The 13,496-nt window shown below is 67.6% G+C and carries 11 protein-coding genes; 4 read left to right on the forward strand and 7 right to left on the reverse strand.

All coding sequences use genetic code 11. The features are described 5' to 3' along the window. The first annotated feature begins 51 nt into the window (after nucleotides 1–51). Nucleotides 52–1,125 carry a polyprenyl synthetase family protein gene (locus ACXZ1E_RS02750; RefSeq protein ID WP_458041925.1) on the forward strand — a complete coding sequence of 358 codons (1,074 nt, stop codon included), beginning with the start codon at nucleotides 52–54 and terminating at the stop codon, nucleotides 1,123–1,125. 176 nt (nucleotides 1,126–1,301) lie between these two features. Here the strand turns inward: ACXZ1E_RS02750 and ACXZ1E_RS02755 are convergent, their stop codons facing one another. After that, the gene (locus ACXZ1E_RS02755; protein ID WP_458041926.1) at nucleotides 1,302–1,652 is read right to left on the reverse strand and encodes an Rv2175c family DNA-binding protein; all 351 of its coding nucleotides are present in this window, start codon (nucleotides 1,650–1,652) and stop codon (nucleotides 1,302–1,304) included. 195 nt (nucleotides 1,653–1,847) lie between these two features. Here ACXZ1E_RS02755 and ACXZ1E_RS02760 point away from each other — a divergent pair, with 195 nt between their 5' ends. After that, entirely contained in the window at nucleotides 1,848–3,017 is a 1,170-nt protein-coding gene (locus ACXZ1E_RS02760; RefSeq protein WP_458352029.1) for a LysM peptidoglycan-binding domain-containing protein, read from the forward strand. Between the two features lie 70 nt (nucleotides 3,018–3,087). Beyond that, nucleotides 3,088–5,034, forward strand: a complete 1,947-nt coding sequence (pknB, locus tag ACXZ1E_RS02765) for a Stk1 family PASTA domain-containing Ser/Thr kinase (protein ID WP_458041927.1) — start codon at nucleotides 3,088–3,090, stop codon at nucleotides 5,032–5,034. Between the two features lie 68 nt (nucleotides 5,035–5,102). Here the strand turns inward: pknB and ACXZ1E_RS02770 are convergent, their stop codons facing one another. The 4 genes from ACXZ1E_RS02770 to ACXZ1E_RS02785 form a co-directional block, all read right to left on the reverse strand. Then, nucleotides 5,103–6,044: a hypothetical protein gene (locus tag ACXZ1E_RS02770; protein WP_458041928.1), complete on the reverse strand. Its 942-nt coding sequence runs from the start codon at nucleotides 6,042–6,044 to the stop codon at nucleotides 5,103–5,105. A 144-nt stretch (nucleotides 6,045–6,188) separates the two neighbouring features. Continuing rightward, nucleotides 6,189–7,526, reverse strand: a complete 1,338-nt coding sequence (locus ACXZ1E_RS02775; protein WP_458041929.1) for a class II 3-deoxy-7-phosphoheptulonate synthase — start codon at nucleotides 7,524–7,526, stop codon at nucleotides 6,189–6,191. Nucleotides 7,527–7,621: 95 nt separating this feature from the next. After that, nucleotides 7,622–8,293, reverse strand: coding sequence for a lysophospholipid acyltransferase family protein (locus ACXZ1E_RS02780; protein WP_458352030.1), 672 nt, complete (start codon nucleotides 8,291–8,293; stop codon nucleotides 7,622–7,624). Nucleotides 8,294–8,311: 18 nt separating this feature from the next. Then, entirely contained in the window at nucleotides 8,312–9,268 is a 957-nt protein-coding gene (locus ACXZ1E_RS02785) for an ROK family glucokinase (RefSeq protein ID WP_458041931.1), read from the reverse strand. 162 nt (nucleotides 9,269–9,430) lie between these two features. Between ACXZ1E_RS02785 and ACXZ1E_RS02790 the strand changes: the two genes are divergently transcribed. Continuing rightward, nucleotides 9,431–11,263: an AMP-dependent synthetase/ligase gene (locus tag ACXZ1E_RS02790; protein ID WP_458041932.1), complete on the forward strand. Its 1,833-nt coding sequence runs from the start codon at nucleotides 9,431–9,433 to the stop codon at nucleotides 11,261–11,263. Nucleotides 11,264–11,349: 86 nt separating this feature from the next. Here ACXZ1E_RS02790 and ACXZ1E_RS02795 read toward each other — a convergent pair whose 3' ends face one another. Beyond that, nucleotides 11,350–11,841: a peptide deformylase gene (locus ACXZ1E_RS02795; RefSeq protein ID WP_458041933.1), complete on the reverse strand. Its 492-nt coding sequence runs from the start codon at nucleotides 11,839–11,841 to the stop codon at nucleotides 11,350–11,352. Between the two features lie 6 nt (nucleotides 11,842–11,847). Beyond that, nucleotides 11,848–13,482: a nucleotide-binding protein gene (locus ACXZ1E_RS02800; protein ID WP_458041934.1), complete on the reverse strand. Its 1,635-nt coding sequence runs from the start codon at nucleotides 13,480–13,482 to the stop codon at nucleotides 11,848–11,850. Nucleotides 13,483–13,496: the final 14 nt, after the last annotated feature.

Below are 13,496 nucleotides of genomic sequence, written 5' to 3' on the forward strand. Positions count from 1 at the left end.
CTAAAGATTGCGTCACAGTCTACTCGCGGCGCCGGTTACTAGGCTAGGCCCGTGCAGGGATCCCCAGACGCCATCCAAGCGGTTTCACAGCGACTGGAGAGTTTTGTCTCGGCTCGCGTCGACGAGGCGACAGACGCCGGTCCCCTCGCCCGTCCGATCCTCGAGCTCCCCGCCGCGACGTTGCGGGGCGGAAAACGGCTGCGGGCTGCTTTCTGCTACTGGGGCTGGAGGTCGGTGACGGATGATTCCCACACCGAGGAAATCATCGCCGCAGCCGCCGCGCTCGAGATCTTTCACGCCGCGGCCCTGGTGCACGACGACATCATCGACAATTCCGACACGCGCCGCGGACGCCCCGCGACGCACCGCGCGTTCGAGGCCGCTCATGTCGCGGGCGGATGGACCGGCGACGCCGCCGCCTACGGGCGCTCATCTGCGATCCTCGCCGGCGATCTTCTGGTCGCGTGGAGCGACGACCTGTTCGAGGAGGGCATAGCGGATGCGCCCGCCGACCGCGCGCGAGCGGCCCGCCGCCGATACGCGGAGATGCGGCGGGATGTGACGGTCGGACAGTACCTCGACATCGCGGCGGAGACTGTTCCCGCCCCGGACGATGAGCAGCTCGATCGGGCGCTCCATGTCGCGTCGTTCAAGTCGGCGCGCTACTCCGTCCAGCAGCCGCTCCTCATCGGGGCGGCGATCGGCGGCGCGAACACGGAGCAACAAGATGCACTCCGCGCCTTCGGCCACCCCGTCGGCATGGCCTTTCAGCTGCGCGACGACGTCCTGGGCGTCTTCGGCGATTCGGCCGCAACCGGCAAACCGAGCGGCGACGACCTGCGTGAGGGCAAGCGCACGGCGCTCATCGCCTTCGCAAGGCAGGAACTTCCCGCATCCGTCCGCCGCACTCTCGACGAGCTGCTCGGCGATCCGGACCTCGAAGACGTCCAGGTCCGGATGCTCCAAGACACGATCCGCGATAGCGGTGCCCTGGACCGGGTCGAAGAACTCATCACCTCGTACGCGCGCGAAGCGGATCGCGCCCTCGCGGGCGCTCCACTCGACAACGCGTCGGTCGGGGTGCTCCGCGATCTCGCGCGAGCGGCGGTCGACCGAGTCGCGTAGGCGCTTCACGACTCGGGGCGCTCGCGCCTCCGCACCAACCAGGTTGTTGGGGCGTCAGAACCCCGTTGGGGCGCGGTACCCCGCGCCCCAACGGGATCTCGACGCCCCAACAACGGGGGCCGGGAGTACGCTAGGCGGCCCGCCGAGCGACGGGGTATCAGCCGAGCGACGGGGTATCAGCCGAGCGACTGCGCGACGCGACGTACCTCGCTCTTGCGGCCGGCACGAAGGACCGCGATCGGGGCTTCACCCATGGTCTCTTCGGTCTCGAACAGCCACTCGACAATCTCGTCGGTCGAAAAACCCCGGTCGAGAAGCACGATGATCGTGCCGCGCAACGACGGCAAGGGCCGATCTTCGACCAGGAAGTCCGCGGGGATCTTGAGCGCACCGTCGACGCGCATAGCGACGAGATGGTGGTCATCGAGCAGGCGTCGGACGCGGCCGGGCGTTTCGCCCATCAATTCGGCGACGACGGGAAGGGGCAGCCACTCGATGGCGGAGGCCCAGGCTGGTGTCTCACTCACCCAGACAGTGTGTCACGACCGAGCGGACGACGTCACGGGCACTCCCGCCTGAACGTGAAGGTCGTGCATCTGCCCGACCCGGAGCGCTCCTAACCTCGTCTGCAACAACAGCAACATGGTCCCCACATATCACTTCTGTTGACTTTCGTTAACAGGCGTGACAGCGTTTCAGGAGTTTGATCGAGGGGAAAATCCGTGCGCAAGTCACTCAAGACGCTTGTTCGTCCGAACCGTGCGCACTTCACCGTGCCCGCAGCGCTGATCGGCACGTTCGCCGCGACACTCGTCGCGACGCCTGCCGAGGCCGCGCCGATGAACGCCGAGCGAGAATCGCGCCCCCAATGGCGCGGCGTGCCCGCGACCCCGTCGGTGGCGACGCACGTTGTCGCCGCGGGTGAGAGCGTCTGGTCGATCGCGACCGCACACGGTCTTCGCCCCGCCGATGTTCTCGCGTGGAACGGTCTGGACTGGTCTTCGGTTATCCGCCCGGGTCAGGTTCTGAACCTGAGCGCACCGGCCGCTGCACAGGTCGCGCCCACCCCCTCCGCGCCCACGATCATGTCGCACACGGTCGTCGCCGGCGACACCCTGACCGGCATCGCTCAGCGCCACGGCATCAGCCTGAAGACCCTGTTCGAAGCGAACGGGCTCGGCTGGAGCTCGGTGATCTACCCGGGGCAGACCCTGAACGTTCCGGGCGTCACCACCGCCGCGGCCGTCACCCCGGTTGCCGCCCCCGCGCCAGCACACGCACCTGCCGCCCCGCAGACCACCCACACCGTCGCCCGCGGCGACACTCTCTCGGGTATCGCCAAGAAGTACGGTGTGACGCTCGCCGCCGTGTTCGAGGCGAACGGGCTCGGTTCGGGCTCGATCATCTACCCCGGGCAGGCCATCGCCGTGCCCGGCACCGGCGCGGCACCCGCCGCGGCACCGGCGGCCGCCGCATCCGTCGACGGACTCGACGCCGAGCAGATCGAGAACGCGCGACTGATCATCCAGGTCGGCCGCGAACTCGGCGTCTCCGATCGCGGCATCGCGATCGCGCTCGCCACCGCAATGGTCGAGTCCTGGATCCGAAACCTCGATTGGGGCGACCGCGACTCGCTCGGTCTGTACCAGCAGCGACCGAGCACCGGTTGGGGCACTCCCGCCGAAGTTCGTGACGCATCCCGTTCGATCCGGGTCTTCTACGGCGGTCCGTCCGACCCCAACGGCAACCGCACACGCGGACTGCTCGACGTGTCCGGGTGGGAGAACATGGGCTTCGCGCAGGCCGCGCAGACCGTGCAGCGCTCCGCGTTCCCCGACCGCTACGCCGCCTGGGAGGGCGCCGCATACCAGTGGATCGCCGCGCTCGGATGACACGTTTCCGCCTTACCCCGAGGGTGAGGCGCTCCCGGGGCACGGGCCATAGCTTCCGTAGACTTCATTCGTGAGTACGAGCCAGCAAGCCGACCCCCTCATCGGGCGGCTTGTCGACTCTCGCTACCGCGTTCGCGCGCGGATCGCCCGCGGCGGCATGGCCACGGTATACGTGGCTACCGACCTGCGACTCGAGCGGCGCATCGCCCTCAAGGTCATGCACGGGCACCTGAGCGACGACGCGGTATTCCAGACTCGCTTCATCCAGGAGGCGCGCGCGGCCGCTCGGCTGGCCGACCCGAACGTGGTCAACGTCTTCGACCAGGGCCAGGACGAGGGCATCGCCTACCTCGTGATGGAATACCTGCCGGGCATCACGCTGCGCGAACTGCTCAAGGAGCAGAAGAAGCTCACGGTGGCGCAGACGATCACGATCATGGATGCGACCCTGTCGGGTCTTGCGGCAGCGCACCGCGCCGGCATCGTGCACCGCGACGTCAAACCCGAGAACATCCTGCTGGCCGAGGACGGCCGCATCAAGATCGGCGACTTCGGCCTCGCGCGTGCGACGACCGCGAACACCGCGACCGGTCAGATGCTGATGGGCACGATCGCCTACCTCGCACCCGAACTCGTCACGCGCGGGCAGGCCGACGCGCGCAGCGATATCTACGCCCTCGGCATCATGCTGTACGAGATGCTCGTCGGCGACCAGCCCTACAAGGGCGAACAGCCGATGCAGATCGCCTACCGCCACGCCACCGACACGGTGCCGAGGCCGAGCGCGAAGAATCCGCAGATTCCCGAGCCGCTCGACGAACTCGTGCTGTGGGCGACGGAGAAGAATCCCGACGATCGCCCGGACGACGCGTCCGTCATGCTCGATCGCCTGCGCGAGATCGAACGCGACCTGGGTGTCGCCCCCGCCCCGACACGGGCGACGGTCGCGATCGGAATCCACGACGACAGCAACTCGGGCGAGCTGACCAAGGTCATGCCCGCGGCCGCGGCTCTCACGACGACCGTGACCTCGGATGTCGACAACGGCACCCTGCTGCGGCGACGCGCGGGGCGTCGTCGCGCGCGCGGCGCCTGGTTTGCGGTGCTGGTGATTCTGCTCGCGGGGCTCGCGGGCGGTGCCGGATGGTGGTTCGGGTCGGGACCGGGCTCGCTCGTCGCGGTTCCGGATGTCTCGGGCAGGTCCTTCGAGGACGCCGCCGCGCGACTGCAGCAGGACACGCTCGTGGCGGTTCAGGGCGAGGGCGAGCACAGCCTCGAGGTCGATGCGGGCCTCGTGCTTTACACGAATCCCGGCCCCGGCGAACGCGTGGACAAGGACGCGACCGTGTCCGTCATCCTGTCGCTCGGCCCGCAGCCGCACGACCTGTCGGCGCTCGTAGGTCAGCCCGAAGACGCCGTCACCACCATGCTGACCGACATCAAGATCGAGGTCGGTCAGAGCGTGCAGGAGTTCGCGGAACCCGCGGCCGGCACGGTACTGTCGGCGACCGCGCAACCCGTTGAGGGAGTTGCGTTCGATGTCTCGAACGGCGGCACGGTGCTCGAGGGCAGCACCGTCACCCTGACCGTTTCGCTCGGCCCGGTGCCCCCCGTCGTGGGGTTGAGCGCGCAGGCGGCGACCTCCACACTGCAGGCTGTGAAGCTCGAGGTATCCCCCACTCCCGAAGAAGAGTTCTCCGACGACATCGATCAGGGCGACGTGATCGGAGTGCGCGGGCCCGAAGGGCGCAACTGGGTCCCGGGCGACGCGGTTACGCTCGTGGTGTCGAAGGGCCCTCAGCCGATCGAGATTCCCTCGAACGTCGTCGGGATGAGCATCCGTAACGCCGTCAAGACACTTGAGGGTCTCGGCTTCGAGGTCAATGCCGGGATCGAAGACGGCGAGCTGCCCCTCGGCTTCAAGTACTGGGACGTCTACAAGGTGCGTGCCACGAACCCCAAGGCGGGCACGGAGGCCCCCAAGGGCAGCACGATTACGCTAACCCCCACTCTCTAAGTCCTCGACCTGTCACGAAATGCTCGATCTGCGGCTCAGATCGAGCGTTCTGTGACGGCTCGATGGGGTCACGCGCGGAAATGCCGGCCCTCGAGAGCACGGCGGACCCTCGCGACCAGCGCGGCCTCGTCGACCAGGTCGTCCGCGCCGATCTCGATCAGCCGGTATCCCGCGTCTTCGAAAAGCTGTCTCCGGGTGAGATCCTCGAGCCAGCGCGAGCGGGACCTGCGGTGGTCATCGCCCTGGTACTCCAGCAGAAGGCGCGCCTCGCGATAGCCCAGGTCGGCGTGCCGGATGCCTCGGGCCGTTCGCACCGCGAACTGCACCTCTGGCTCGGGCAGGCCGCCCGCCACGAGCACGAGCCTGAGCAGAGTCTCGCGCGGTGAATCGACCGGCCGCCGCAGGCGCGGCACAGCCCAGGCGAGGTCGGCAGCCCCACGGCGCGAACCGTGCCGAGCGACCTCCGCGTCGAGCTCGACCGGCTCGGCAAGGGCCGGGGTGCGCCCACCCGTCCTCCGGGTACCGCTGATGAGCGCGTCACCGATCGCGACGACCCACCGGCGATCGATGCCGATGGCGCGCCCCTGCTCGGCCAGGTGGCACCACGTTCGGGCCGGAGCGACGACGGGAAGGTGGGCGAAGAAGACGACCGGCGTCGAGGCATCCTCGGTCTGTCGACCGGCGACACCCGGACGACGCATGCGCCGCGGACCGACCGTCAGAACATCGAGGCTGTCGGATGTCTGAGCCCCAGCGGGCAAGGGGAGTCCCCACAATCTGGCCGCGGTGGTGTGACTGAAAACCTGATCGTCATCGAGCACGGGCAACAGCGCGGTGCAACGGTCAACGAGGTCGGTGAGGTCCATCCCGCGGGCCCGTACGCCGTGGTGCGGACGGGCAAGGTCGCGCCCACGCATCCGTCCGTCGGCAACGCCCGATGACCGCCCCTGGGCAACCGTGAACGCCGACCCGGGCGGTATCTCGTGCGGGAGCTCGATCCGTCGACCCATCGCCCCACTCTGCCGCGCCCCCAACGCGCACCGAATGTTATCCACAGCCTCCGCGCCGAAACGCAGATCGACCTGTCACAAACCGCTCGATATTTCGAAGAAATGGAGCGGTTTGTGACAGGTCGATGCCCGGATGAGCCGGGGTCAGCGCTTCTCGAGCTCCTCGGCCACGAGGAACGCGAGCTCGAGGCTCTGCATGTGGTTCAGGCGCGGGTCGCAGAGGCTCTCGTAGCGCGTGGCCAGCGTGGCCTCGTCGATCATCTCGGAGCCACCCAGGCACTCGGTCACGTCGTCGCCCGTGAGCTCCACGTGGATACCGCCCGGGAACGTGCCGACCGCGCGGTGCGCCTCGAAGAATCCGCGCACCTCGTCGACCACGTCGTCGAAGCGGCGCGTCTTGTACCCCGTAGGCGTGGTGATGCCGTTGCCGTGCATCGGGTCGGTGACCCACAGCGGGGTGGCGCCGGAGTCGCGGACGGCCTCGAGCAACGGCGGCAGAGCGTCGCGGATCTTGTCCGCACCCATGCGCGTGATGAACGTCAGACGCCCCGGCTCGCGCTCGGGGTCGAGCTTGTCGATCAGTTCGAGCACCGTCTCAGGAGAAGTCGTGGGCCCGAGCTTCACACCGATCGGATTGCGGATCTTCGAGAAGTAGTCGATGTGCGCGCCGTCGAGGTCACGCGTACGCTCCCCGATCCACACGAAGTGCGCCGACGTGTTGTACGGCGTTCCGGTGCGGGAGTCGATGCGGGTCATGGGGCGCTCGTAGTCCATGAGCAGGCCCTCGTGGCCCGTGTAGAACTCGACGCGGCGTAGGTCGTCGAAGTCGGCGCCCGCGGCCTCCATGAACTTGATCGCGCGATCGATCTCGCCAGCGATCCGCTCGTAACGCTGGTTGGCCGGGTTCTCGGCGAACCCCTTGTTCCAGCTGTGCACCTCGCGGAGGTCCGCGAACCCACCCTGCGTGAACGCGCGGATGAGGTTCAGCGTCGAGGCAGCCGTGTGGTAGCCCTTCAGTAGACGCGCGGGATCGGGCTGGCGCGAGGCCTCCGTGAAGTCGTACCCGTTCACGATGTCGCCGCGGTAGGCCGGGAGAGTGACCTCGCCGCGCGTCTCGGTGTCGCTCGACCGGGGCTTGGCGAACTGACCCGCCATGCGGCCCATCTTCACGACCGGCATCGAGGCGCCGTAGGTCAGGACGACCGCCATCTGCAGCACCGTCTTGATGCGGTTGCGGATCTGCTCGGCCGTCGCACCCGCGAAGGTCTCGGCGCAGTCGCCGCCCTGCAACAGGAAAGCTTTGCCCGATGCCGCGCTCGCGAGACGATCGCGCAGGATGTCGACCTCTCCCGCGAAAACGAGGGGCGGAAGCGTTGCGATCTCGACCGACACAGCGGCAACGGCATCGGCATCGCGCCACTGGGGCTGCTGTTTGATCGGCAGTGAACGCCAGGAATCGAGGGGGTCAAGCAGCTGTTGCATCCGCTCAGTCTATCCGTGCGACACACGCTCGGGATGCCGCGGCACCCTTCCCCGGACCGGCGCGGGATCCGCGTCACCGCTCGCGAAAGCGACGCTCAGCGTCGGACGGCGAGGCGGTCCTTGACCGTTGAGGCGTAGACGTCCTCGTAGTACTGCTCGCCCAGCCGCTGCAGCGCGACCATGATCTCGTCCGTGACGGACCGGAGTACGTAGCGATCGCCCTCGAGCCCGGCGAAACGGGAGAAGTCGAGCGGTTCGCCGATGACCACGCCGACACGGCCGATGCGCGGCATCCGCTTTCCGATCGGCATGATCGTGTCGGTGTCGACCATCACGACCGGAATGACGGGCACGCGCGCCTCGAGCGCCATGCGCGCGATGCCGGTTCGGCCGCGGTAGAGCCGACCGTCGGGGCTGCGGGTCCCCTCGGGATAGATGCCCAGCAGATCGTCGTTCGCGAGCACCGACAGCCCGGTGTTCAGGGATGCTTCGGATGCCTTGCCGCCCGAGCGATCGATCGGGATCTGACCCGTGGCCTTCAAGAACACGCGAGTCGCCCAGCCGCGAATCCCACGGCCCGTGAAGTAGTCGCTCTTGGCCAGAAACGACATCTGCCGGTCGATCATGAGGGGCAGGAACACCGAGTCGGCGAAGGACAGGTGGTTGCTCGCCAGGATCGCACCGCCCTCGACCGGGATGTTACGACGCCCCACGATCCAGGGGCGGAAGATCGCCTTCAGGAGCGGCCCGATCACGATGTACTTCATCAACCAGTAGAACACCGCTCACTCACCGTTCCGGATGTCTGCGCGGCGGGCGAGGTCGGCGACCCCGATCACGCCCGCGTCGTTGGTCAGCTCGGCGATCGCGAACTCCGCGAGGGTACGATGGCTCGCAGCGGGCAGGGCCGAACGGAACGCCTCTCGCACGGGCCCGAGGAGCCGTTCGCCGAGCATCGATACTCCCCCGCCGATCACGAAGATCTCGGGATCGAGGATGGCAGCGAAGCTGCCGCACGCCTCGCCGAGCGACACGGCGACGCGATGCAGGGCTTCCACAGCTCCCGGGTCGTCGGAGCGAACGAGGTCGGCGATCGCCGCTCCGGGGATCTGCCCGTCAGCGCCCCGACGCGCGGCGAGGGCCGCCCCGATCCCGGATGCCTCGGACTCGGCGATCTCGCCAGCGATGCGGCGCAGCGCATGTCCGGATGCGTACTGCTCGAGGCATCCGTTCCGACCGCACCCGCAGGGCAATCCGTTCGGGATGAGGCGCGCATGTCCCAACTCGCCACCGATCCCCAATCCACCGCGTGAGAGCTTACCGTCCGTGATGATCGCGCCGCCGACTCCCGTGCCGAGCGTGATCATCGCCACCGAACCTCGTCCACGACCGGCGCCGAAGCGGTACTCCGCCCAGCCGGCGGCATCTGCATCGTTCTCGAGCACGATCTCGACACCCGCGAGCTCGGCGATCCTGTCGCGCAGGGGTTCGTCACGCCACGCGATGTTCGGCGAGAAGCGCATGATCGTACGTTCGCGGTTCATGAATCCCGCGGCGGCCACACCGACCGCGGTGATCGCGGAGCCAGAGCGCAGGTCGCGGATCATCGCGGCCACGGCCTTCTCGATGTCGCGCGGGCTCTCGGGGGTGTCCACGCGGAGCGCACGCGTGATCGCGCCCGACCCATCGACCACTCCCCCGGCGATCTTGGTTCCGCCGATGTCGATGCCGATCGAAAGCACTCCCACACTCCTTCGCGACCTCGTGCGACCACGGACGGCCTCGTGCAGTCTAGCCGCGCAAACGCCCGCGAACCGGGTCTCGAATCCCTGAGACCGAGTACCACCAGAGGGTAGACTCAGCCTGAAGCCGACAACACCCCGGTGCCAAAGGAGCTGCCGATAATGAGTGCCGTCCAATTCGAGGTCCCCGCAATCGTTCCCGCGGACCCGAAAGCCAATGTGACCCATCTGCTCGAAGATCGCGTCGCGGCAACGCCCGATCTCGCGCTCTTCGCCGTGCCGCAGGGCGAGGGGTGGCGAGACATCACTGCGGCGGAGTTCCGTCGTCAGGTGATCGCCCTCGCCAAGGGGTTCGCCGCGTCCGGGATCGAACCCGGTGACAAGGTCGGATTCCTCGCACGCACCACGTACGAGTGGACCCTGATCGACTTCGCGTTGTTCTACGCGGGCGCCGTCATGGTGCCGATCTACGAGACGAGCTCCCCTCACCAGATCCAGTGGATCCTCGAGGACTCGGGTGCTGTGGTCTGCATCGTCGAAGCTGCCGACCACGCCGCTCGTCTCGACGAGGTTCGCGGCGACCTCCCCCTGGTCCGCGAAGTGTGGCAGCTCGCCCTCGGTGCCATCGACAAGCTCAGCGAGCTCGGCGCATCCGTTCCCGACTCCGAGATCGAACGCCGCCGCGGCATCGCGCAGGGTTCGGACATCGCGACGCTCATCTACACGTCGGGCTCGACGGGGCGCCCGAAGGGGTGCGTGCTCACGCACAGCAACTTCGTCGAGTTGTCGCGCAACTCAGCCGTCGCTCTGAAGGAGGTCGTGCAGACGCCCGGCGCGTCGACGCTCCTCTTCATCACAACGGCGCACGTGTTCGCGCGGTTCATCTCGATCCTGGATGTTCACGCGGGGGTGAAGACGGGGCATCAGCCCGACACGAAGCAGCTGCTGCCCGCGCTCGGATCCTTCAAACCGACGTTCTTGCTCGCGGTTCCGCGCGTCTTCGAGAAGGTCTACAACTCGTCGGAGCAGAAGGCCGAGGCAGGCGGCAAGGGCAAGATCTTCCGAGCCGCCGCGGATGCCGCGATCGAACACTCGAAGCTCCTGCAGGACGGGAAGAAGATCCCGCTGGGCCTGAAGATCAAGTTCGCGCTGTTCGACAAGCTCGTCTACAGCAAGCTGCGAGCCGCGATGGGCGGACGCATCCAGTACGCCGTGTCCGGTTCGGCACCGCTCGGGCCGCGCCTCGGGCACTTCTTCCACAGTCTCGGCATCGTCATCCTGGAGGGCTACGGCCTGACCGAGACGACCGCGCCGGCGACCGTCAACCTCGCGACCAAGTCGAAGATCGGCACGGTCGGCCCCGTCCTGCCCGGTGTTGGCGTCCGCCTCGGCGAGGACGGCGAGATCGAGGTCCGCGGCATCGACGTGTTCAAGGAGTACTGGCGCAACCCGGAGGCGACCGCCGCGGCATTCGACGGTGATTGGTTCAAGACCGGCGACATCGGCTCATTCGACGACGAGGGATTCCTCACGATCACGGGACGTAAGAAAGAGATCATCGTGACCGCGGGAGGCAAGAATGTCGCTCCCGCCGCGCTCGAGGACCCGATCCGCGCCAATCCCATCGTCGGACAGGTCGTCGTCGTCGGCGACCAGAAGCCGTTCATCGCGGCGCTGGTCACGCTCGACTCGGAGATGCTGCCGACGTGGCTCGCGAACAACGGACACTCGGGCACGATGACCCTTACCGAGGCTGCTGAGCACGATGCCGTGCGCGCAGAGGTGCAGCGGGCCATCGACACGGCCAACGCCCACGTGTCTCGGGCGGAGTCCATCCGCAAGTTCACGATCCTCGCGACCGAGTGGACCGAAGCAAGCGGTCACCTCACGCCGAAGATGTCGATCAAGCGCAACGTGATCGTCGGCGACTTCGCGGACGACATCGCCGAGCTGTATCGCGAGCCGGTTGCGACGACGAACGTCACGATGCCGTAGCGCGTTTCGACTCGGAGCTGCGCTCCTCGCTCAACGACCGGATAACCCCCGGTCGTTGAGCGAGCGAAGCGAGACGAAACGACGTTTCAGAACCAGGACGACTCGCGCACCTCGCGCATCGCCAGCCGTCGACGTTCCGGGGTGAGTCGATCGAGGTACAGCGTGCCATCCAGATGATCGGTCTCGTGCTGGAGCGCCTGCGCCAGTAGCCCCTCACCCTCGAGCACGACAGGTTCGCCGTCGAGATCGATACCCTCGACGCGTGCCCATGGGTACCGCAGCGCCGGGTGCCAGAGACCCGGAACCGAGAGACACCCCTCGTCCACCGGCTCAGGCTCGCCCCGAACTTCGACGAGGACGGGGTTCAAGACGTATCCGATGTCACCGTCGATGTTGTAGCTGAAGGCGCGCAGACCCACACCGATCTGCGGGGCGGCGACGCCGGCGCGACCGGGGGGCTCGACGGTGTCGAGCAGGTCGCGCACCAGTGCGCGCACGCTTTCGTCGATCTCGGCGATCTCGGTCGATCGCGCCTTCAGAACGGGATCGCCGAAGAGACGGATGTCACGCACAGCCATGGTGCGTCAGGCCGCCGTCGGCACGGACTGAAGGCCCTCGACGACCTTTGCGGCGAGCTCACGGGCCGCCGCCCGGGTCGCGGGCTGCAGGTCGCGGAAGACGATGGCGCCTCCGGTCGCGAGCTGCGGGTCGTACGGCACACGGAGGACATCGCGCACTCGAGTGCGGAAGTGCGTCTCGAGCTCATCCTGGCGCACGGGCGAGGTTCCGGGCGATGACATGTTCAGCACGACGATGGCGCTCCGTACGTGCTCCTCGTAGCCGTTGGCCTCGAGCCACGTCAGCGTCTCGGATGCCAGGCGTGCTTCGTCGATGCTCTGACCCGCGACGACGACAAGACGGTCGGCACGATCCAGCGTGGCGCCCATGACCGAGTGCACGATGCCGGTGCCCGTGTCGGTCAGGACGACCGAGTAGTAGTGGGCCGCCACCTCGGCGACCGCGCGGTATTCATCACCGCTGAAGGCCTCGGCGATACGCGGGTCGGTGTCGGATGCCAGCACGTCCAGGCGGGTCTCGTCGCGCGCGACGATCGCCGAGACATCGTTGTAACCGCGGAGGTTTTCACGCTCGCGCACCAGGTCACGGACGGTTCGCCCGCTTCGCCGTGCGATGCGTTCGGCGAGGGTGCCCCGGTCGGGGTTGGCATCGACGGCGATCACCCGGTCGTCACGTGCGTCGGCCAGAGCCTGTCCGAGCAAGGTGGTGATGGTCGTCTTTCCGACTCCGCCCTTGCGCGAGACGATCGCGACGAAACGCGCTCCGCCGCCGGCGAGGGGTGCCGCGATTCGTCGATCCATAGCCTTGCGCGCGCGGGCACGCTTGCTGTCACCGATGTTCACCTTGCCGCCCGACACCGAATACAGCAGGTGCTGCCAGACGCCCTCGGGCTCGGGACGCGTGACCTGCGCCGGGTCGAGCAGGCGGTCGGCGGTCAGCAGATCGGATGTTTCGCGCTCTGCCACGTCCGCAAGTTCACCGATTCTGCGAGAGACCAGCACGGGCGCCTCGGCCTGCGTGGCGCGAGCGACCTCGCGCCGCTCGGCGGGCTCTACAGCCCGGTCAGTCTCATCGTTCATCGTCGTCTCCTTCTCGTCCGGCGCGTCGTCAACCGGAGCTTCGAGGTGCTCATCGTCTCTGGCATCGGTATCCGACGCGTGGGCTTCTTTCACCGCGGCTTCCGACGCCACGGGTGCAGACACGGCGGGTGCAGACGCCACGGGAGTCGGTTCGAATCCGGTCGGTTCGAAGCCGGTCAGCTCCTCGTCATCCAGACGAACGTTATCTGCTTCGTCGTCTTCGACAGAGGTTTCGGCGACCGTGAATTCGTCCGGCGCGGTATCGGCGGGGCCGATCTCAGCCAGGTCGACCTCGTCAGACTCTTCGGCGACAACCTCGTTGTCCGAGGGATCGACGGCAGCCGATTCGGGCAGATCGATCGTGACGAATCCGCTCGCGAAAGCGATGTCGCCCTCGACGATATCCTCGTCGTCATCCTCGTCTTCCGCGGGAAGAGCGATGTTGACGTGGGCCGTCTGCGTACCCATCAACCCGATGCCCGACGTCTCGACCGAGGGCACGTCGTCGAGGATCCCGTTGTCCGGGTCGTCGGCGCTCGGATCTTTGCCGTGAGGCGTCACTGGAACTCCGGACC

It is taken from the genome of Pacificispira sp. HM-600 (assembly GCF_977993705.1).